Source organism: Bacteroides sp. (genome assembly GCF_052357945.1).
Taxonomy (GTDB): domain Bacteria; phylum Bacteroidota; class Bacteroidia; order Bacteroidales; family Bacteroidaceae; genus Bacteroides.
Map to the genome: position 1 here is coordinate 1 of NZ_DAWCXD010000057.1, position 22,797 is coordinate 22,797.

15 protein-coding genes and 2 pseudogenes are annotated in these 22,797 nt (G+C 43.0%); 13 read left to right on the forward strand and 4 right to left on the reverse strand.

The genetic code is table 11. The features are described 5' to 3' along the window. Positions 1-35 precede the first annotated feature (35 nt). On the reverse strand, positions 36-893 hold the full coding sequence (locus tag ACT8YW_RS11910) for an enoyl-ACP reductase FabI (protein WP_004324962.1): 858 nt from the start codon (positions 891-893) through the stop codon (positions 36-38). Between the two features lie 352 nt (positions 894-1,245). Here ACT8YW_RS11910 and ACT8YW_RS11915 point away from each other — a divergent pair, with 352 nt between their 5' ends. The 3 genes from ACT8YW_RS11915 (at position 1,246) to ACT8YW_RS11925 (ending at position 6,080) form a co-directional block, all read left to right on the forward strand. After that, positions 1,246-2,865: a glycoside hydrolase family 28 protein gene (locus tag ACT8YW_RS11915; protein ID WP_032848485.1), complete on the forward strand. Its 1,620-nt coding sequence runs from the start codon at positions 1,246-1,248 to the stop codon at positions 2,863-2,865. Positions 2,866-3,029: 164 nt separating this feature from the next. After that, positions 3,030-4,256 (forward strand): DUF4861 domain-containing protein, encoded by a 1,227-nt coding sequence (locus ACT8YW_RS11920; protein ID WP_444105120.1) that lies wholly within the window; start codon positions 3,030-3,032, stop codon positions 4,254-4,256. Positions 4,257-4,403: 147 nt separating this feature from the next. Further along, positions 4,404-6,080, forward strand: coding sequence for a glycoside hydrolase family 43 protein (locus tag ACT8YW_RS11925; RefSeq protein WP_444105122.1), 1,677 nt, complete (start codon positions 4,404-4,406; stop codon positions 6,078-6,080). A gap of 964 nt (positions 6,081-7,044) precedes the next feature. On the opposite strand, the gene ACT8YW_RS11930 is transcribed toward ACT8YW_RS11925, so the two are convergent. Beyond that, on the reverse strand, positions 7,045-7,914 hold the full coding sequence (locus ACT8YW_RS11930; RefSeq protein ID WP_444105125.1) for an AraC family transcriptional regulator: 870 nt from the start codon (positions 7,912-7,914) through the stop codon (positions 7,045-7,047). A 166-nt stretch (positions 7,915-8,080) separates the two neighbouring features. On the opposite strand from ACT8YW_RS11930, the gene ACT8YW_RS11935 reads away from it, so the two are divergent. From ACT8YW_RS11935 to ACT8YW_RS11960, 6 genes and pseudogenes are all read left to right on the forward strand, one after another. Beyond that, entirely contained in the window at positions 8,081-8,494 is a 414-nt protein-coding gene (locus tag ACT8YW_RS11935) for a VOC family protein (protein ID WP_444105127.1), read from the forward strand. 33 nt (positions 8,495-8,527) lie between these two features. Further along, positions 8,528-9,412 (forward strand): shikimate dehydrogenase family protein, encoded by an 885-nt coding sequence (locus tag ACT8YW_RS11940; protein ID WP_444105128.1) that lies wholly within the window; start codon positions 8,528-8,530, stop codon positions 9,410-9,412. Positions 9,413-9,424: 12 nt separating this feature from the next. After that, positions 9,425-10,177 (forward strand): sulfite exporter TauE/SafE family protein, encoded by a 753-nt coding sequence (locus ACT8YW_RS11945; RefSeq protein ID WP_444105130.1) that lies wholly within the window; start codon positions 9,425-9,427, stop codon positions 10,175-10,177. 34 nt (positions 10,178-10,211) lie between these two features. After that, complete coding sequence (locus ACT8YW_RS11950) at positions 10,212-11,240, forward strand: aldo/keto reductase (RefSeq protein ID WP_444105132.1); 1,029 nt, start codon at positions 10,212-10,214, stop codon at positions 11,238-11,240. Positions 11,241-11,326: 86 nt separating this feature from the next. After that, positions 11,327-11,821, forward strand: a pseudogene (locus tag ACT8YW_RS11955) (PCC domain-containing protein); the annotation flags it as partial. Between the two features lie 383 nt (positions 11,822-12,204). Continuing rightward, positions 12,205-12,525, forward strand: a pseudogene (locus ACT8YW_RS11960) (helix-turn-helix domain-containing protein); the annotation flags it as partial. Positions 12,526-12,751: 226 nt separating this feature from the next. On the opposite strand, the gene ACT8YW_RS11965 reads toward ACT8YW_RS11960, so the two are convergent. After that, positions 12,752-13,600 (reverse strand): helix-turn-helix domain-containing protein, encoded by an 849-nt coding sequence (locus tag ACT8YW_RS11965; protein ID WP_444105134.1) that lies wholly within the window; start codon positions 13,598-13,600, stop codon positions 12,752-12,754. Between the two features lie 119 nt (positions 13,601-13,719). Here ACT8YW_RS11965 and ACT8YW_RS11970 point away from each other — a divergent pair, with 119 nt between their 5' ends. From ACT8YW_RS11970 to ACT8YW_RS11985, 4 genes are all read left to right on the forward strand, one after another. Next, positions 13,720-14,598 carry an SDR family oxidoreductase gene (locus ACT8YW_RS11970; RefSeq protein ID WP_444105136.1) on the forward strand — a complete coding sequence of 293 codons (879 nt, stop codon included), beginning with the start codon at positions 13,720-13,722 and terminating at the stop codon, positions 14,596-14,598. Between the two features lie 96 nt (positions 14,599-14,694). Further along, the gene (locus ACT8YW_RS11975; protein ID WP_444105138.1) at positions 14,695-15,639 is read left to right on the forward strand and encodes a DMT family transporter; all 945 of its coding nucleotides are present in this window, start codon (positions 14,695-14,697) and stop codon (positions 15,637-15,639) included. Between the two features lie 617 nt (positions 15,640-16,256). Beyond that, complete coding sequence (locus ACT8YW_RS11980) at positions 16,257-16,919, forward strand: HAD family hydrolase (protein ID WP_444105140.1); 663 nt, start codon at positions 16,257-16,259, stop codon at positions 16,917-16,919. Positions 16,920-17,047: 128 nt separating this feature from the next. Then, positions 17,048-18,190 carry a glycoside hydrolase family 88/105 protein gene (locus ACT8YW_RS11985; protein ID WP_444105142.1) on the forward strand — a complete coding sequence of 381 codons (1,143 nt, stop codon included), beginning with the start codon at positions 17,048-17,050 and terminating at the stop codon, positions 18,188-18,190. A gap of 57 nt (positions 18,191-18,247) precedes the next feature. Here ACT8YW_RS11985 and ACT8YW_RS11990 read toward each other — a convergent pair whose 3' ends face one another. Next, a complete protein-coding gene (locus ACT8YW_RS11990; RefSeq protein ID WP_444105155.1) occupies positions 18,248-22,534 on the reverse strand; it encodes a hybrid sensor histidine kinase/response regulator transcription factor in 4,287 nt (1,428 codons plus the stop codon). Between the last annotated feature and the right edge of the window lie 263 nt (positions 22,535-22,797).

Below are 22,797 nucleotides of genomic sequence, written 5' to 3' on the forward strand. Positions count from 1 at the left end.
ATAATAAGAAGAGAGATCCGTAGTTTCATAATCTTTTATCCGTAAATGATGTTACCATTTTCGTCCATGTACTCATCGAGTCCTTTCTCGTAAGTAGCCATGGCACGAAGACTCATACCTACGCTGGAGAATCCACCGTCATGGAATAAGTTCTGCATAGTCACCTTACGGGTAAGATCGGAGAACATCACGATGCAATAATCGGCACATTCGTCAGCCGTTGCATTTCCGAGCGGAGACATACGGTTGGAGAAGTCGAACAGTTTGTCCATACCCTTCACGCCCGAACCGGCAGTAGTAAATGTAGGCGACTGTGAAATCGTGTTCACACGTACGCTATGTTCGCGTCCGTAAATGTAACCGAAGCTGCGAGCAATAGACTCCAACAAAGCCTTTGCATCTGCCATATCATTATAGCCATAGAAAGTACGCTGTGCGGCTACGTAGCTCAAAGCAACGATAGAACCATAATCAGCAATAGCATTCAGTTTCTTGGCCGACTGAATCATTTTGTGGAATGAAACAGCTGAAATATCCAATGTCTTATCCAACATTCCATAGTCAAGGTCATCGTAAGTACGTTTCTTGCGCACGTTGGGAGACATACCGATAGAGTGGAGTACAAAATCAATTTGTCCACCCAGTATATCCATGGAGGTCTTGAATACATTCTCCAAATCTTCTACGCTAGTGGCGTCTGCCGGAACAACTTGGCAATTTAATTTTTGGGCCAAAGCATCGACTTCTCCCATACGGATAGCCATCGGAGTATTTGATAATGTAATGGTTGCACCTTCTTCTACGGCACGCTCTGCCACTTTCCAGGCAATAGACTGATCGTTCAAAGCACCGAAGATAATACCTCTTTTTCCTTTCAACAAGTTGTAACTCATATCTTTTAATAGTTAAATTTTGTGCAAAGATAGGAACTTTCTGCATAAAAACACGAGAAGTGTGCAAATAATAGACAGAAATGACAAAAAATACACGTAATCTATCAATTAGTCCACATCGCCTTAGGCTTTCCCACCTATCTTTGCAATCGATAATTAAGAGGTTTTTTCATAATATTTATTTAAGGTTAGAATTAGGTTAACATGAATTCGTCTTATTCCTCTCCTGCAGGCTGCCTGCGACAGATCGCCTGCGGAAGGACATAAGAATTATGAAATCATCCTTATTAATCATCAACCAACTACCAAGAAAAACAATAGATGTATAACCCTATAGAAATTAAGTTACTAAATGAACACATTGACAAAAAGACTCTTCTGGATGGCCGTATGCTGTTTACCGTTTATCTCATCGGGATGTAAACAAAGCGAGACTGCTGTAAAAGAAAGCTCAATCAGTGACGCTCTTTACCAGAATTTACCTTTTGAAATGCCGAAAGTACAGCAACCGGTTTTCCCTGCTTACGAAGTAAACATTGAGAAATTCGGAGCCAAAGGAGACGGTCTGTTCCTGAATACCAAAGCTATCAACGATGCTATTAAAGACGTGAATCAACGCGGAGGGGGTAAAGTGATTATCCCGGAAGGTGTCTGGTTGACTGGTCCGATTGAGCTGTTGAGCAATGTAAATCTATATACGGAACAAAATGCACTGGTACTTTTCACCGGTGATTTTGAAGCATATCCTATCATTGCCACTTCTTTCGAAGGACTCGAGACTCGTCGTTGCCAATCGCCGATTTCAGCACGCAATGCAGAAAATATCGCTATCACCGGACATGGTACATTTGACGGAAACGGTGACTGCTGGCGTCCGGTAAAAAAAGGAAAGCTGACTGCTTCACAATGGAAAAAGCTGGTAAACTCGGGAGGTGTTCTCGACGAGAAACAAGAGATATGGTATCCCACTGCCGGCTCACTGAAAGGTGCAATGGCTTGCAAAGACTTCAATGTCCCCGAAGGTATCAACACAGATGAAGAATGGGCAGAAATCCGTCCGTGGTTGCGTCCGGTACTGTTGAGTATCGTTAAAAGTAAAAAGGTACTGTTGGAAGGCGTTACTTTCAAAAACTCACCAAGCTGGTGTCTGCACCCCTTGTCTTGCGAAGATTTCACAGTAAATAATATCATGGTCATCAACCCCTGGTATTCTCAAAACGGTGATGCTATCGACTTGGAATCTTGTAAAAACGCTCTGATTATCAATAGTGTGTTTGATGCGGGAGATGATGCCATCTGTATCAAATCCGGTAAAGACGAAGATGGACGCCGTCGTGGAGAACCTTGCCAGAACGTTATCGTGAAAAACAATACAGTATTGCACGGACATGGTGGATTCGTGGTAGGTAGTGAAATGTCCGGCGGTGTGAAAAATATCTATGTAGAGGACTGCACATTTATGGGTACAGATGTAGGTTTACGTTTCAAGAGTACCCGCGGACGTGGCGGTGTGGTAGAAAACATCTACATTAACAATATCAATATGATTAATATTCCGAATGAACCCTTATTGTTCGACTTGTTCTACGGTGGAAAAGGTGCCGGTGAAGAATCGGAAGAAGATCTGTTGAGCCGCATGAAGACTGCCATTCCTCCGGTGACGGAAGAAACACCTGCTTTCCGCAATATTCATATTTCCAATATTGTTTGCAGAGGTTCGGGACGTGCCATGTTCTTCAACGGACTGCCGGAAATGCCCATCAGCAATATTACCGTTAAAAACGTTGTGATGACGGAAGCTGCGGATGGAGTTGTTATCAGTCAGGTGGACGGAGTTACTTTGGAAAATATTTATGTAGAATCTTCTAAAGGCAACAATATATTAAACGTTAAGAATGCCAAGAATCTGACTATAGACGGAAAGGTTTATGAGGAATTAGGTGCAAAAGAGGAGATTTTAAGTCTCAAATAAAAACTCATTGCCATTCTGTGATGCAAAATAGAAACCACAATATCATTATATAGAGTAAAAAGCTCAAATAGCAGACTATAATCTCCTCAAAAGAGACACAGTCTGCTATTTTTTCTGCTATTTTTGCAAGGAGAAATACGACGTATAATTTCAGCCTTAGAAACATGAAGAAGAATCTTTTTATTATTACTTTCTTTTTAGGAGCTTTCAGCCTGTCTGCCCAAGCGCAGAAACAGGAGAAAACCATCACAGTTGAAGTGCAGAACAACTGGAATCAGGCAAAAACGGACGCTCCGATTGTCATCAATTTGCATGAACTGCACGCAGGTTTCAAAGTAAAGTCTGCCATTGTCATGGAAGGGACCAAGGAAATAGCTTCCCAGTTGGACGATCTGAACAGAGACCGTAAGATGGACGAACTGGCTTTTGTTGCCGATCTTCCTGCTCATGGTAGAAAAACATTCCAGATTACACTTTCTTCAGAAAAGAGTACAAAGACTTATCCTGAACGAGTTTATGCCGACATGTTTATCGTAGACAACCGGAAAGGAAAGCATCAGCGGGTACAAGCTATCACTGTTCCCGGTACTAGTAACATATACAGTATGGTACGTCCTCATGGTCCGGTATTGGAATCGGAACTGGTAGGATACCGCCTTTATTTCAATGAGAAACAGACGCCGGATATTTATGGCAAGTTCAACAAAGGGCTGGAAATCAAAGAATCGCAGTTCTATCCGACGGATGAGCAGTTAGCTAAAGGATTCGGAGATGACGTGCTCCGTGTGTTCGACAGTTGCGGACCGGGCGCGTTGAAAGGTTGGGACGGACAGCAAGCTACCCACATCACTCCGGTGGATACCCGCACGGAACGTATCATTTCTTACGGACCGGTACGTGTGATTGCTGAAATTGAAGTGACCGGATGGAAATATCAGGATACAGAACTGAATATGATGACACGCTACACGCTCTATGCAGGACATCGCGATCTTCATATTGAAGCATTCTTTGACGAACCGCTCAATAAAGAAGTTTTCTGCACAGGTGTACAAGACATTGTAGGTACTTCCAAATCTTTCTCCGATCATAAAGGTCTTGTAGGAAGTTGGGGAACAGACTGGCCTGTAAACGACACTGTGAAATATGCTAAAGAAACCGTAGGACTGGGCACTTGCATTCCTCAACGTTATGTGAAATCGGAAGAAAAGGATAAAGCTAACTTCCTTTATACGATTGCCGCTCCGGGAAATAAATATTTCCAGTATCATACGACTTTTACTTCGATGAAAGAAACTTTCGGATATAAAACACCGGAAGCATGGTTTGCCTATCTCCGTGAATGGAAAGAAGAGTTGGCTCACCCGGTAACTGTAAAGGTGATAAGGTAGATACATATACAACTAAACAAAAATTACGAGGTTTCTACCAATTTTTCTATGACTCTGCACAAATATTCCTCCTTGTGCAGAGTCTTTTTTTCTACCTTTGTCACCAGATAAAACCAGCAAATCACTTATATAAATATAATCTATAACATGAAACGATTGACACAGACTTTAGCTTTTTGCCTATTAACGGTCTTCACCGCAGTAGCACAAAAAAACTATGTATCTGAGGTATGGGTTTCCGACCTCGGAAACGGTAAATACAAAAATCCGGTACTTTATGCCGATTACTCCGATCCTGACGCTTGCCGCGTAGGAGATGATTTCTATATGACTTCATCCAGTTTCAACTGTTTACCCGGATTACAAATCCTACATTCCAAGGACTTGGTGAACTGGACGATTATCGGTGCCGCCATCCCCAATGCTCTCTCTCCCATCGAAACTCCGGAACGGCCAGAACATGGCAACCGTGTCTGGGCTCCAGCCATTCGCCATCACAACGGAGAGTTCTATATCTTTTGGGGAGATCCTGACCAGGGAGCTTTTATGGTGAAAGCCAAAGACCCGAAAGGTCCGTGGAGCGAGCCAGTCCTGGTGAAACCGGGAAAAGGAATTATTGACACCTGCCCGTTTTGGGATGAAGACGGGAAAGTGTATATGGTACATGCATACGCAGGAAGTCGTGCCGGGCTGAAAAGTGTAATCACCATCTGCGAACTAAATGCAGAAGCAACAAAAGCCATCACTCCTTCACGCATAATCTTCGATGGTCATGAAGCACATCAGACTTGCGAAGGTCCTAAAATGTATAAGAGAAACGACTATTATTATATCTTCCATCCGGCCGGTGGCGTACCAACAGGCTGGCAGGTTGTACTACGTTCTAAAAACATCTATGGTCCCTACGAATGGAAAACCGTACTTGCGCAAGGTAATTCTCTTGTCAACGGTCCTCATCAGGGTGCATGGGTAGATACTCCTACCGGAGAAGATTGGTTCCTTCACTTTCAGGATGTGGGTGCTTACGGACGTATCATGCATCTTCAGCCTATGAAATGGGTAAACGACTGGCCTGTGATCGGCATAGACAAAGACGGTGACGGCTGTGGCGAACCTGTTCTTACTTATAAAAAGCCGAATGTAGGTCAGACATATCCTATCTGCACTCCGCAGGAAAGTGACGAGTTCGACGGATATACCCTCTCTCCACAATGGCAATGGCATGCCAACATCAATGAAAAATGGGCATACTATGCAGGTGATAAGAGCTATATAAGATTATACTCCTATCCGGTTTTGAATGACTATAAAAATCTGTGGGATGTAGCCAACCTACTTCTACAGAAAACGCCTTCTGACAATTTCACTGCAACAATGAAACTTACGTTTATCCCTAATCCTAAAAATAAAGGTGAACGCACCGGACTGGTTGTAATGGGTAGAGATTATGCCGGAATCATTCTGGAAAATACAGATAAAGGTCCGGTCCTGTCTCAAGTTGAATGTAAAAAAGCAGATAAAGGAAAACCGGAACAGGCAAATGCTTCTGTGGATCTTTCTCAAAATACTGTTTACCTGAAAGTTCGTTTCAGCTATGACGGCAAGAAGATCAAAGGCAGCGAAGGCGGACACGATCTCATTGTGATGTGTAACTTCAGCTACAGCCTTGACGGAAAGAAATATCAGCCACTAGGCAATCCTTTCCAGGCAAGAGAAGGACAATGGATTGGCACAAAGGTCGGAATGTTCTGCACACGACCGGCTATCGTCACTAACGACGGAGGATGGGCAGATGTAGACTGGTTCCGGATTACTAAGAAATAGTTTCAAATTTAGTCCCTGGTTTGAAACTTCTAGTTTCATTCGGGCAAACAAAAAATAAAAGAAATAGGTATTGATAATAAGTGTGTTACAGATAAAAAATAGGGCTGGCGGTATCCGTCAGCCCTATTTTTACATTTCCTTTTTTCCAAACTTTGCGGCAGAAAAAAGGATAAATGACGAACGAAAAAGAGTAAAAATATCTTAAAATCTTAAATTATTAAATTACACAACTGGTATTGTATCGAAATACAAAATAAAGGAAGAAGAGTACAGGACGGAACCACCTGTCACTTATAGTCATTCAAAGTCGGTTATTGCCATAATACACATGACGGGAGGGGGACGGACATGCCGCTACGTTCGGACGGTTCTTCCTATGCGGAGGTGGCGTCAGAGGTCCGCTGCCGTAGCAGCGTGGAAAAGCGGGTGGGATTCCTTTTCCTTGTCCACCGCCCCTTTTAATCCTTATGTGTAGGTGTGGGAGCATGCATCCATCCTGATACGGATTCTTAAATTATCGGTCTACAGAAGTGTATAAGTTGCAATCCATTAATGGAGAATAGGGTATGAAAAGAGCTGATTTCCCATAGATGTGCCTCCTTATCCTCAAATTATGGGCGTAAATCACATGGTTATGGAGAGATATCCACCTTTTAATGGGGAGAACAGCCGGCAAATATCTGATGGAAAAGTCACACAAACCACAGGGAAATAGCCACACAATGGTCTGATACACAATAATTATTGGAGATACGTGGTCCGCTCCTGCGGACAGCAAGTTGTCTTTTGAGTAAACGAAAACAGAACGGTTTAACGGCGAAAACACCGCCAGCCGTCTACAAGAATATGCTCCGAAGTCACACCTATTGTTTGTGTATCCCAATATTGTATCGATAGATATAGTTTGTGATTTAGTATTCTATTTTGTACCACAAATTCGGTAAGATATATGGGTACACTTTTTTTACAAGCTGTCAATTTGCGATTTATATTCGCTTGGTGTTCGCTTGACTATTTTTTCAAATTGCACAATAAAATGAGGTACATAATTATAGCCGGATTCATAAGCCACTTGTGCTATAGTCAGATTGGAATAAGCCAATAATTTACAGGCATGTTCAATCCGTATTTCAGCGAGGCATTGGAAGATATTCTTATCAGTACGTTGTTTGAAATATCTGCAAAGAGCTGAGGGATTCTGTTTCACATAGTCTGCTATTTCTTTCAATGTGATTTTTTCTTTGAAATGGTTGAAAAGATAGGCATACACCCGATTGACAGGTTCATTGACTTCCAGCAGAAGATTCGAACTGTTATAAGCAACATTTGAAAGAATGTTTGTTTTCTTACACTGGCATAACCGTTCTAAAATTTGAAAAAAATGTATCAACCGAGCCGTGTGCTCCACCCTTTCCAACTCCTGGAACCGTTGCAATAACTCTTCATATAAATTTTTGTCGTAAAAACGTATTCCGTACTGGCTTTTCTGCAACAGCCCGTAAATGGGTAAATAATCCGGCAGTTTTTCCATGGACATGGGAAAAATGGTCGGATGAAACTGTAATGCCACTCCGGCACTCGCTTCGAGTCCCATCGTCGGGTTCAATTTGGCATTGCACAAATGCAGGTGCGGTACGTTGCTCCCTATCATGGCTATGTCGCCTTCCTTATAGTCACAAACCCCTTCTCCCACAAACTGCTTGCCACTTCCACCTGTGAACAGCATGATTTCGTATTCGGCATGCTTATGCCGGGGCAACACGAACTGGGGGTATAATATGCGGCTGCATAATGTAGTCCGGTCATGAATGATTTTCCGTTCCAGTATAGGCATATTTTGTTTTTTTATTTTATGCAAATATAATAGAATAAACAGCAAATGCAATGGAACAACAAATAAAAAATATGCCTTAATTTTGCAACATCAATATGATAATATAATAGATTGTTTATGAACGATATAGTAATGTAAAAACATAAAATCATAAATTTTAAATGATATGGATACAAAAATGAAAATTAAAGGAATTCAACATGTCGGTATCCCGACAAATGATATTCAAAAAAGTACGCTTTTCTATGAGGGACTTGGGTTTGAAGTGGTATGGCAGACTACTAATAAACGTAATGAAGGGGATGTCGTATTCCTACAACAAGGAAGTTTGATTATAGAAATTTATGACAACAAACATGCTGTAATGAAATCCGGAGCGATAGACCACATCGCTTTGGATGTAACGGATATAGATTCCATATTTTCTATAGTCAAAAAGTCCGGTTACAAAATATTGGACGACAAGGTACAATATTTGCCTTTTTGGAAACATGGTGTTCGTTTTTTTACGATAATCGGTCCCAATGAAGAAAAAATCGAATTCTGTGAGAGACTAATTCCGAACCAAGAAATACTCTAATCGAAATTAATTTCCAATATAAATTATCCTGTTATGAGTATCAATGAACAAAAAAATTACAATCCGCCCCTAGGCTTCCTCCCGGCATTACTAGGTTCTTTTGCAAAGCCGGCGGCAGAAAATCCGACCGTGGCAATCATGGAGGCCGCATTCCGTCATCACGGACTGCATTACCGCTACATTAACTGTGAAGTAGGACCTGAAAATCTGGAGGCGGCCGTTGCCGGAGCCAAAGCGATGGGTTGGTGCGGCTTCAATTGTTCCATCCCGAACAAGGTGGAAGTTATCAAGTATCTCGACGAGCTTGGGGAATCCGCCCGTATCATCGGTGCCGTCAATACGGTAATAATAGAAAAGGACGGAAAAATAAGGGGAGAAAACACGGATGGAAAAGGTTTCGTAAAGTCCATATCGGAAGTAACGTCCATACAAGGCAAGAAACTGGTTGTATTCGGCGCCGGAGGAGCATCACGTGCGATCTGTGTAGAGATGGCATTGGCCGGCGCATCCGAGATTACAATACTGAATATCGATGAAGCCGGACAAGTATTGGCGGATCTGCTTAACCGGTATACCCCGGCGAAAGCCTCTTTCATATTGTGGAATCACACTTTCGAGATTCCGTCCGATACTGATATTGTCATCAATGCCACTTCTGTCGGATTGTATCCCAATACCGAGCAACGGCTGAATATCCATGTCGATTCACTGAAGCCTTATATGACCGTTGCCGACTGTATACCCAACCCAGTCTATACGCATTTTGTAAAAGATGCTACAACCAAAGGTTGTAAGCATGTCCTGCCCGGAATGAACATGCTGGTCAATCAGGCTGTGATAGCCGTCAAATATTGGACAGGGACAGAGGTGGACGGCGATGTCATGCGACAAGAATTAAAACGGGTTCTCGGACTGTAACAAGAAATGGTTATGGATTTTTCCATGTGGATGCAATCCCCTTCGGATTGGGGGATGCTGTTCTTTTCTGCTTTGCTGATAGGCATGTCGAAAACAGGTGTTCAGGGCATAAGCCTGCTGGCAGTGCCCTTAATGGCGGTGACGTTTGGGGCAAAAGCTTCAACCGGACTGATATTGCCAATTTTGTGCGTGGCGGATTTGATGGCGGTACTATACTATCGCCGCATCGCGGAATGGACGTATGTCTTGAAACTACTTCCGGCCGCGCTAATCGGTTTTGCAATGGCACTGCTGGTTGACAAGGTTGTGCCGCCCGCGGAGTTCAAGCACCTGATGGGTGGCTGTCTGCTCGCTGTTCTAATTGTCATGTTCTGGTCGAACTGGAAAGGAAAAGAAAACTGTCTGTCTTCCTGCTGGTGGTACGGACCCGTGTTCGGGTTACTTGGCGGTTTCACTACCATGATAGGAAATGCCGCCGGACCGGTCATGGCCATATACCTTTTATCTGTCAAGATGCCCAAGTATAGCTTTGTGGGTACTAACGCATGGTTCTTTCTCGTGATTAACTATCTGAAAATACCTGTACAGGTATGGGCCTGGGACAACATCTCCGCGCAATCGTTGATATTGGACGCCTTTACCCTTCCATTTGTCTTGCTTGGAGGGACACTAGGTATTCTTCTGATAAAAAAATTACCAGAAAAAGGATTCCGCTACTTCACGACGGCGGTTACCTGCCTGTCGGTACTTATGTTACTTATGTGATTTCTAATATAAACAGTTTAAAATCTTATGATGTATGGAATATCGTAAATTGAATGGTTCGGGACTGTTTGTCCCGGCATTGACATTGGGGACAGGAACATTCGGCGGTTCTCATGGCTTCGAAGGATGGGGGCACACCGGGGTGGACGAAGCAACCCGTATGGTTGATATGTGCCTGGAAGCCGGACTGAATATGTTTGATACCGCCGACATGTACTCGCGTGGACTTTCCGAGGAGATTCTGGGCAAGGCCATATCCGGAAAAAGAAACAGGCTGCTCATTGCCACAAAGGGGACTTTCCCGATGGGGGAAACCCGTAACGAGGAAGGTTCGTCACGATTTCACCTGATAGAGGCTTGTGAAGCGAGCCTGCGCCGTCTCGGTACAGACCATATAGACCTTTATTATATCCATGGTTTTGACGCGAACACCCCGGTGGAGGAAACCTTGCGGGCTTTGGACGATTTGGTGACGAGCGGCAAAATCCGGTATATCGGCTGCTCCAACTTTTCCGGCTGGCACTTGATGAAGTCCCTGTCAGCATCCGAACGCCGCGGATGGAGCCGGTATGTAGCGCACCAGGTGTATTATTCCCTGCTCAACCGGGATTTTGAATGGGAGCTGATGCCGCTTGGCATTGACCAGCAGGTAGGTACCGTTGTTTGGAGTCCTCTGGCCGCCGGACGTCTGGGAGGCCGTTACCGCCGGAATAATCCCGTGCCGCAAGACGGGAGGGTAGCACGCGGAGGAGCGCCCGTCAGGGACAGCGTTGTATCCTATGAACGGCTGTATGATATTGTGGATGTGCTGGACGAACTGGCAGAGGAAACAGGAAAGACCGTGGCGCAGGTTGCATTGAACTGGCTGTTGCAGCGTCCGACAGTATGCAGTCTTGTTATCGGTGCCAGTTCAGAGGAACAACTCCGGCAGAATCTCGGTGCGGTAGACTGGCAGCTTACGGCAGAACAGGTCAATCGCTTAGATACTGCCAGCAAGACAGCGAAACCTTATCCTTACTGGCATCAGGACCAGCGTCCGGAACTTTCATCACAAGTATTCTGACATACCGGTCATGAGAAGATTGTTGTTTATCATGCTGTTTACCGAAGTGTTATCCGCTCCGGCAAACGCACAAATTTAAGAAGAATATGTATTCATATAAACGTATCGGCAGTAAATACATTGTCAGCATTGACAATCACGAAGAAATTGTAGAGGCTTTGACAGCTTTTTGCAATGAAAAGAGAATCATGTCCGGGTCAATCATCGGGATCGGCGTAATCAACAGGCTGACACTCCGTTTCTTCAATCCCAAGACAAAAGCCTATGAGGACAAGACTTTCTGTGAACAAATGGAGATATCCAGTCTTATCGGCAACATATCAACAGAGGATGAAAAAGCATATCTGCATCTGCACATCACCGCCGGACGGAGCGATTATTCAGCTTTGACCGGACATCTGCTGGCTGCGATTCTGAATGGCGCAGGGGAATTTGTCGTGGAAGATTATGGAGAACCGATAGAACGTGCGTATAATCCGGAATTGGAGTTCGTGCAGTCGGATGCCTTGGATTTTACAGTGCAAAAGCCGGTGGATGCGTTTTTTTCCAATGCTGTATTCCATTGGATTGACAAGGACAAGCAACCTTTGTTGCTGAAACAAATCAACCGTGCCCTGAAAGCCGGCGGAGAATTGGTCTGCGAGTTTGGGGGAAAGGGATGTGCGGCTCAAGTACATGAGGCATTGCGACTGAATTTTGAAAAAGCGGGCATGAAATACTTCATTCCTTTTTATTTTCCGTCTATAGGAGAATATGCCGTTCTATTGGAGAAGGCCGGTTTCAGGGTTGTTTATGCGTTACTGTTCGACCGTCCGACAATTTGCAGCTATGGAGAAAGCGGCTTGAGAAAATGGATAAGGATGTTTGACAAGATTCCGTTCCGCACTGTGGACGCAAAGACAGAAAATGATATACTGGCCGGTACGGAACACACCTTGAGAAGCCGGCTGTTTCAGAACGGAAGCTGGCGGATAAATTCATTGAAATGCTTTATCAAGGAGAATATGTCCGGCATCGTGATTTGTCTTATTATGCGTCGCATCTTTGCATTACGCCTCATTACCTTTCGGAAATATGCAAAAAGGTGGGCGGCGAGCCTGCGTCTTACTGGATAGACCGTTTTACGCTTCACGAGGTCATCCGTTGTTTGAATCGGAAGGAGCTCCCATTAACGGAAATCGTAGAGCGGATGAATTTCTCATCCCTCTCTTATTTCAGCCGATATGTACAGAAGCGTATAGGGGTTTTACCGTCGGAATACCGGAATAATCATACAGAAGTCTGATTTTTACTGCAACATATTCCGTGGGAGACAACCGGTTGCTTTTTTAAATGGCCGACTTAAATGGTGGGTATAGCTAAATCCCAGGCCATAGGTAACTTCACTCACGGCTTTATCTGTTAAAAACAATCAGTAAGGCCAAGCAAATCGGAAATAATAGAAGACGGCCAGATGTACTCTATTCTCATTAGCAATGACCTGTTTCTGTTGTATGACCGGCTATTGCCAATCAGCTTATTGTTTCACGTATATTCAGGTACTGTTTCCTGAATTGCGCAGGAGTCATTCCATGATACTGCCGGAAAAGCTTGTTCAGATAACAGGAGTCTATGTATCCCATCCCCGCAGCAATCTCCTTGATGCTCATGCGGGTGTTTACAAGCATCTCCTCCACTTTCCGCAAGCGGTTCATTGATACATACCGTCTGAAATCTTCCCCGAAGTTACGTTTGAAGAAGCGGCCCGCATAAACGGGGGACAAATGGAACTTTTCAGCCAGGACCTCCAGTTTGAGCAGTTCCGGCTGGTGGATATGCTGCTGGATATATTGGAGCATGTAGTGCGCCTTGTCATTGTCCGTATGGTCATATATTGGCATCATCTCCGAGAGGCTTCTTGATATGATCAGTATGATACTGTTTACATAGTATTGCAGCAACAGCCCGGAGAGCCCCTGCCTGTTGGCCGCTTCGGTTTCCGTCACACCCATCAGGGAACGGAGCACGCCCCTATCAGGACCGGAAGGTTGGATTCTAAATCCGGACTGTATTTCGAGGGTTTTCTCTATGTAGCTGTTAACATAGTCTGATACATAATTCCTTGTGAAACGGATAAAGACATATCGGCTGTGGCTGTCTATTGTAAACCGGTGTACCCGTTCCGGCGGAATCAGATACAACTCTCCCGCTGTATATCCGTGGCATTCTTTTTCATCCCCCAACGTGTACGCATGGAATTTTCCGTTCCCTTCCAGGATATAGACTATCTCAAAGAAGGAATGCCGATGTTCCCCGATGGGGAATTCGTCATGCTCCCTTAGCAGAATTTCAACAGGTTGGTATAAATTTTCCTTCCACATAGTCGTATTATTCATTATTATGGTATAAAAGTACAAAAATATATGCTTGGGAGGTTCCTAATTTTGCACATATTATTAGTGAGGAGTAAAATTTAGTATTCACCCCAAACTGACGGATTATGAAATTGCTTAAAATTACAGGATTATTTATTTTATTTATGGGAACTGCATTACAAGTTACTGCACAAGGGCAGGAAGGAAGGCTGAGGGACAAGGTGGCCATTGTCACAGGTGCGGCATCCGGCAACGGAAAAGCGATAGCAGCCTTATTTGCACGGGAAGGCGCCAAAGTGGTTCTAGTGGACATTGACGGCACGGAAGTAAGGAAAGTGATGGATATGCTGGAACGGCAGAACCGGACAGTGACGGATATCGAAGCCGACATCACCAAAGAAAGCTGTATACAGCGGATGGTGGACGAGACACTGGAAAAGTTCGGACGTATAGACATCCTTGTAAACAATGCGGGAGTTTTTGACGAGCTTCTTCCAGCGGGAGAGGTCAGTGACGAAATCTGGGAGAGGGTGATTTCCACGAACCTGACAGCCCCCATGCGCGGTATCCGGAAAGTCATCCCCGTTTTTGAGAGACAAGGCGGCGGGGTGATTGTCAACACAGCATCCATAGCCGGGTTTACAGGAGCCAGGGGAGGCGGTGCGGCATACGTCGCATCCAAACACGGCCTGATAGGACTCACCAAAAACGTGGCGTTCAATTACAAGGACAGGAATATCCGTTGTAATGCGGTCGCTCCTGGACGTGTAGAAACGAACCTGAGAGTAAACAGCGAGAAACTGATAGGTTCCCGTTCAGCACATGACCATACGATTGGTGAATGGAAGGATATCGAAGACAAAATAACGGACGGTTATGTTACCAACATGAGAAAATGTACTCCCGATGAGATTGCAAGGGTCGTTCTTTTCCTTGCATCGGATGAAGCCTCGTTTGTCAACGGTTCGGTATTCGTGGCTGACGGTGGCTGGACTTCTTATTGAATCCGGAAGAGTGACTGTTATTTCGACTGTAAGATTCACTTCGCCGAAAACAGGAGTGAATCTTTTGTATGAATAATGATTTGACTAAAAAATAAAATGGAGAAAATTAGTTGGAAGGGCCATGCCTCCATGTTCGGGGCAAATGCCATGTGGGGGCTGATGTCCCCGGTTTCTAAATTCATCATGGCCGGAGGTGCCGTCACCCCGTTCGTCGTAACCGACCTGCGTATCGGAGGTGCCATGGCGCTCTTCTGGTTCACCTCTTTTTTCAGGAAACCCGAGCATGTCAGCCATAAGGACCTGATAAGCCTGTTCTTTGCCTCGCTTCTGGCTGTCGTGTTCAACCAGGGATGCTTCATCTTCGGTGTCAGCCTGAGCTCACCCGGCGATGCTTCTATTATCACGACCAGCATGCCGCTATGGGCCATGATTCTAGCAGCCTTCATCCTGAAAGAGCCTGTTACCGGGAAAAAGGTGCTTGGCATTGCCGCCGGTGCCGGAGGGGCGCTCCTGCTCATTCTGGGAAGCGGGCAGAAAACTGATGTTCCGGTTTCGCAAAGTACTGCAATTTGGGGGGATCTGCTGGTTCTGCTCGCACAATTCTGCTATGCACTTTATATTGTCCTCTACAAGGATTTTGTGGGCAAGTATTCATTGGTCACCATCATGAAGTGGATGTTTACCTATTCATTCGTCTGCACGCTGCCTTTTTCTGCCGGTGATCTGATGGATGCCCGATGGAGCAGCCTGTCGCTTGCCGATATAGGCGGGCTTGCCTTTATAGTGGTAGGTGCTACCTTTATCAGCTATATGCTTGTCGTTGTCGGGCAGAAAAATCTCCGCCCCACGGTAGCCGGAATGTACAATTACATCCAGCCGCTTGTAGCCTGCGTCGTAGCCGTATGTTGGGGAATGGACTCGTTCAACCTGACAAAGGCGATAGCGGTGCTCCTTATCTTTTCGGGGGTATACCTGGTAACATCCAGCCGGAGCAGGAAAGAGCTGGAAGCGTATGAAAAGAAGCTTCAGGAAGTGAAATAAAGTTGCTACGATAAAAATATATTGCGGGCGTTTGCCGTTGTTCTTTGCTCACAGATATTATTAAGAATAATTCTTTCTATAATCGTAACGGGCATCCTGTAGGTGTAAGGGAAGAGACGGGCGCACTCGATAATAGTGATGCGGACAGAAAAACTGTGGTTAGTATAGGAAAACGGATGTCAAGACCTCCATCCATTACCTGCCCAATGGAGAACTGAAAAAGACCGGAGCGGAACGGTTTTGGCAAATAAGATATAGGCATACGAAAGACTAAAGCCTTTCGTATGCCTGTTACTCATGTATGACCGGTACTAATAATTTCTGATCAGCAATTCGTTGACCGTCTCCCTCTTCTCGGCTATGGAACATACCGAGCGGAAGATGCTCAATTGGAAAATCTCACCAAATTGATCCCCAGTGTCTCACGCATACTGATCCCTCTTATTTCTATCCCTTCAATATTCTGTTAAGCATGTGATTGTTTTTTATCCAAGTTCTTCTTTCCAAAGGAGAAGATAAAAACCCGGCAAGTAGGAAAGGATTTCTTTATCTTATCTTTTTTACCTATTTTTGTATCGGTAAAAGAGATTAAAGGAGAATAATAAGATACAGTAAGAATGAAGAAACTAGTTATATTTGACCTGGATGGAACATTGCTGAATACCATCGCCGACCTTGCCCACAGCACCAATTATGCTTTAAATAAATTAGGATACCCCACTCATGAAATAGAAAAGTACAATTTCATGGTAGGTAATGGCATCAATAAACTCTTTGAACGCGCATTGCCCGAAGGTGAAAAGACGGAAGAAAATGTACTTCGTGTACGCAATGAGTTCGTTCCTTATTACGATATTCACAATGCAGATGATAGCCGACCTTATCCGGGCATTCCAGAACTGTTATCCTATCTGCAGTCTGCAGGCATCCAAATTGCCGTAGCATCCAACAAATATCAGGCTGCCACAGAAAAGCTGGTTGCCCACTACTTTCCCGGTATTCACTTTACAGCAGTTTTCGGCCAACGGGAAGGAATAAATGTCAAACCCGATCCGACAGTTGTTTTTGATATATTAAAACTGGCCAATGTACAAAAGGAAGATGTTCTCTATGTAGGCGATTCCGGTGTAGATATGCAAACGGCTGCCAATGCAGGAGTTACCGCTTGCGGAGTGACATGGGGATTTCGTCCACGCACGGAACTGGAAGAGTTTGCTCCTCAACACATCACAGATACTGCTGAAGAGATAAAACAGTTCCTCTCGACCGGTAAAGTCTAATATTACATATTTTCCGTACAAATTTCAATATTACTTTCCTTACAATGCATTTTCTTTGCAACAGGTAAAGAAAGGTTCACTTTTGTGCACCTAAATCTAAGAACAGTAGTAATTTAATTTATTATACAATGAAAAAGCATCTTATACTATTTTTTATCGGAGTAATATTGAGTTATGGGAATATAAAAGCACAGACAGTTCCCGATAAAAAAGAAATTCTCAAAGTAACCCTCCAGGTGAACGACTATTTTATGAAGAAATATGCTGATTATCGCACTCCTTCTTTTGTCAAACAAGTGGTTCGTCCTAGTAATATCTGGACACGGAGTGTGTATTACGAGGGTCTAATGGCACTCTATTCCATCTATCCTGCAGACGAATATTACCTCTATGCCAAGGAATGGGCAGATTATCACCAATGGGGATTCCACCGGGGAACAACCACCCGTAATGCTGATAACTACTGCGCCAGCCAAATCTATCTTGATTTATACAACATTTGCCCTGATCCTGAAAAAATACGGAAAACGAAAGCCAATATGGATATGCTGGTCAACACTCCACAAGTAAATGATTGGTGGTGGATAGATGCCATCCAGATGGGGATGCCGATATTTGCCAAAATGGGAAAACTTACGGGTGAACAGAAATACTTTGATAAGATGTGGGACATGTATGAATATACCCGCAACCAGCATGGAGAAAACGGAATGTTCAACCCCAAAGACGGTTTATGGTGGCGAGATCATAATTTCGATCCTCCGTACAAAGAACCGAATGGTAAAGACTGTTACTGGAGCCGTGGAAACGGATGGGTATATGCAGCTTTAGTACGAATTATGAATGAAATTCCATCCGATGAAAAACATCGTCAGAATTACATCGATGATTTTCTGACTATGAGCAAAGCACTGAAACAATGTCAGCGTGAAGACGGCTTTTGGAATGTCAGCCTCCACGACCCGACAAACTTTGGAGGCAAAGAAACTTCCGGTACAGCCCTTTTCGTATACGGCATGTCCTGGGGGGTACGTAACGGGCTATTGGATAAAAAGACATATCTGCCTGTAATCATAAAAGCATGGAATGCCATGGTGAAAGATGCAGTTCACCCGAATGGTTTTCTTGGCTATGTACAGGGAACCGGCAAAGAACCGAAAGACAGTCAGCCTGTCACTTATGATAAAGTTCCTGATTTTGAAGATTTCGGTACAGGCTGCTTCCTGCTTGCCGGAAGTGAAATCTACAAATTAGACTCCATATATAGTTGATAAACAATCTTACGTTGAATCTGGTCTATGAAAAGTTGACCAGATTCAACGTAAACTCTAAGCTTTATTTCTTTCTCCTTTCTGGTAAGCAGAAGGAGATACTCCAAACTGTGCCTTAAAGCATTTGCTGAAGTAAAGAGGATCGTTAATACCAACCTTATAAGAGACTTCCGCAACAGTCAGATTCCTTTCGGTCAAAAACAATTCGGCAGCCTTCTTCATTCGGACAACACGTAAATACTCATTCGGTGAGTATCCTGTCACTCCGCGTAATTTCTTATAAAACACAGTTCGTCCCATCCCCATCATTTGCGCAAATTCATCAATAGAAATATTGTATTGAGAATAAACCTTTTCGACTACAGCTACCAACTGGTCTGCAAATTCCTTGTCCCGGTCCGTGTTACATAAAGCAGGACGTACTATTCCCGGTTCACTGGAGAATTTCTTCCGCAACTTTTCGCATTGCTCTATCAGCCGGAACACTTGCGCAAGCAAAAGCTTAAAGCTAAATGGCTTCGCAATATAAATATCCGCTCCCGCCTCAAGACCTTCCAGATGTTTATCCGGCGAGGTCAATGCAGTCAGCAGAATAATGGGGATATGACTTGTCGCAAAGTCTGTTTTCAATTTCTTGGTTACTTCAAAACCAGTCATTCCGGGCATCAACACATCACAGATAATTAGATCAGCATCATAGTTGCATGCCTTTTCAAATCCGGATATTCCATCTGCTGCCACTTCTACTTCAAAATAAGCACTTAGTTCCTCTTGCAAGAATCCACGAATATCATTATCGTCTTCAATTACTAGTATTTTATGTTTTCTCGATGAAGTAACAGCCTTCTCATGTTCCTGACATTCCTCTGAAAATTCCTGCAAATGGTGAGTCTGCATATTCGCTTCTTCCAACAGGAGATTGCCGGGAACCAAGAAGTCTTTTTCCGAATAAACAGTTTTATCAGTCGGAATACATACCGTAAATACGGAACCTCCCCCTTCATTATCTTTATATTCAATCGTTCCCTTATGCACCTGCACCAATTCATGGCTCAAATGCAACCCTACTCCAATGCTATCTCCGGAGAAACTACTTTGCATAAAACGTTTAAACAATTCTCCCTGCTTTTCTTTAGGAATACCTACTCCGGTATCCGCTACCTGAATGTATAAACACTTCTTCACCTCATCCACATTCACAGAAAACAGAATTGTCCCACCCGAAGGAGTATACTTAAAAGCATTTGAAAGTAAGTTATACACCACCTTATCCAAATTACCTTTATCAATAAACATTTTATAGGATGGCACAGACGGCAAAAAGCGGAAATCCATATTCTTCTGTTCTGCTACGTCACTGAAACTTAAATATATTTCGTACAGGAAAGCAACTACATCAGTTTCCTGCAGAGAAAGAGCCAACTTGTTGTTCTGCATTTTTCTGAACTCCAGCAACTGATTAATCAGCCTCAACATACGTTGTGTACTTTTATCCATGACTTTCAACGGATGCAATAAGGCTTGTGGAATATCATCCGTCCGATACATTTTCTCCAATGCTCCTTGGATCAATGTAAGCGGAGTACGGAATTCATGAGAGATATTTGTGAAAAATACCAGTTTATACTCTGTCAGTTGTTTTTCAACATTGATGCGGTTGCGCAACCTATTGAAATTAAAAATGATACGATATGTAAAGTACAAAGCTATCAACATCAGGATGAAATATCCGAGCATAGCCCAATTCGTTTTCCAAAACGGAGGCACGATAACAATCTTCAAGGTTGTTTCGGTATCATTCCAAATACCGGCACCATCACAATATTTCACATGGAAGATATAAGTGCCCGGCTCCAGATATTTATAAGTAGCAAAACTTAACGAAGACGGAACATTCCATCCCTTGTCATAGTTTTCCAGCCAATACATATACTTGATTTGACCATTATCCGAATAATCGAGAGTAGAAAAATCAAGCATAAAAGAATTCTGGAAATATTTCAATGTAATCTTATCCGAATAGGCTAAAGATTCTTGCAAAGGAGACCCCGGCATATTAGGCTTCACCTGAATTCCATTAACGGACAATCCTGTGATAACAATAGGAGAAAACAATCTTTCTGTTGGAATCTTCTTCGGGTCAATAATCGTCAATCCGTAGTTTGTTCCAAAAATCAGTTTACCGTCTGCCCCCATACACGCACTGTTCTCGCTATACACATTTCCTAATGTATAAGATGAGAAGAAATAATTCTCGAAAGAATGGCTGTTGGGATTGAACCTTGAAATTCCATATTCCGTAGCAATCCATAATTGTCCCGAATAATCTTCTAAAATAGATTGCACCATATTATTAACCAGTCCTTCCGCTATTCCATAATGTGTATATTTCAAAGACTGACAGTCGTCTGCCAATTCGCATAGATTCAGCCCGGCACCCGAAGTACCTACCCACATGCGCCCTTTACTATCACGAAACAGGCAACGAATCTCATTGCTGCAAAAATTGCCATCGGTGTAGCTGAACAAATGATAGTTATCTTCATTAGCGATCAATGAGTCAGGGTGGAAAATACAGATACCTTCACTTGTGCCCATCCATATCATCCCTTTCTCATCTTCTGCCATTACTCTGACTATCCGTAAGCCATACTTCTTTCCTTGAAAGAAACGACGGAACTTGTATTGTCCTTTTTCCGTTGATTCTGCCAGATCCAGTCCTCCTCCAAATGTTCCCACCCACATACGATCTTTCTTATCACGAAGAATGGAATAAATATTAGAATGAGATAAGGCAAAAGGATTAGACGGATCCGTTTTATACCATGCATCTCCTATTTTTAGTCCGTCTCCCCGGGTTCCTATCCATATATTCTCCTGACTATCTTCTGAAATCGCATAAATATTATAGGGCAAATAATGATTATCTATCTTAGTTTTCAGATGAGAATCATAATTATACAATCCACCTCTTCGCGTTCCTACCCATATATCTCCATTCGACATTTTAGTCAGTAACCGGATTGTATTCGAACGGTCAAAAACATCCGGTGATTCTGGATAGACATGTGTAATGCCTTTATTTGAAATGGAAATATGAGACAAACCGGAATATTCGGAGCTTACCCATATCCCTCCTGTTCTGTCTTTCATCAAACATAACAAAAAATCTGACCCTATAGGTCCTGCATTCTTCCCTTCGGAAACAAAGTGTTCCAACCGATCTTCCTGAATATCGTAGGTGAAAAGTCCGTTTCCATAAGTTGAAATCCACACAATCCCCCGGTCATCACGCACCACATGATAGCGTTCATAATCTATATATTTCATCTTCTCTTCAGGGATCAGTTGAAAATCCTTTATTTCTCCGCTCTTCGAGTTTATATAATAAATTCGTCCTGTGTTATTGTAAGCCCAACAATCTCCGTAATTGTCATGAATCACTTTTCCATTATTTATTTTCAGTTCCCGGCAAGGAGTTATTTGAAAGTTCTGAAAATCAAATTCATATACCCCTTCGCTGGAAGTAAATATAACCCATTTATCTTTTATCAATGAATGTGTACTGACAGATGTATTACCGGCAATAGCAGACAGTGACGCTAAACAGTCTATTTTTTTCGATCCATTTACACAACGATACACATCTCCACTCTTTGTCAGAAAATACATATCCTCTCCATGAGGGAAAGAAGAAGAAAAATTCAATTTCCTATCGATAAATTCAACTTTCCCTTTATAAACAGACGCAAGTCCCTGCATGGTACCAATCCAGATCCTGCCACTAGAATCTTCATTTATAAATTTAATCCGGTCATCGGGCAGGTTTCCAAATTTCGTTCTAAACTTCACAGAGGTCATAGTCCGATCGTCCTCACAAACAATTTGACGTACACCGTTCCTTCTATGCCAAAGCCACACATCTCCATTAGAGGACATAAATATTTCCGAATAGTTCTCTCCATCACTTCCGGTACCGGTAAAATCTACAAAACAAGCTTTCTGTAGGTCATAACAGCTGAATAATTCCGGTACAGTCTTTATCCACAAAAAACCGTTCTTATCCTCTGCCACATGTTTTATTCTGTTATCTGCTAAAGAAATCTGATCGTGTTTTCCACTTTCCAACTGATAAGTAAGAAAAGTATTTCCATCATAACGGGTCAATCCGTCTAAAGTACCCAACCATAAGAACCCTTTACTGTCCTGAAACATGCATCGTACAGAATTACTAGGTAGCCCATCACTGGTTCTCATTTGTTTGGAACTAAGTTCAATATCAGCATACAAATCCGATAAAGAAAAACTTAATAAAACGAAGAGGCATAATAATTTATATTTCATATAGTGCTTGGGGTTATTTTGATTGCTGGTTACAAAGATACATCTTTTCATAGTTTTTTTAAGATTTATACAAGCAAAACTAACCAAAAGGAATAACGAATACAAAAAAACATCGCAGACTATTTCGAAATGAGGATTATTATCCATATATATGTCATTTTTTCCATATACCAACTAATGATTTGCATTAAATTACAATCGTGGCGAATCAAAACGGTGGGGAAACGAATTAAACTGTAACCACACATAAAGTATACAGTTTA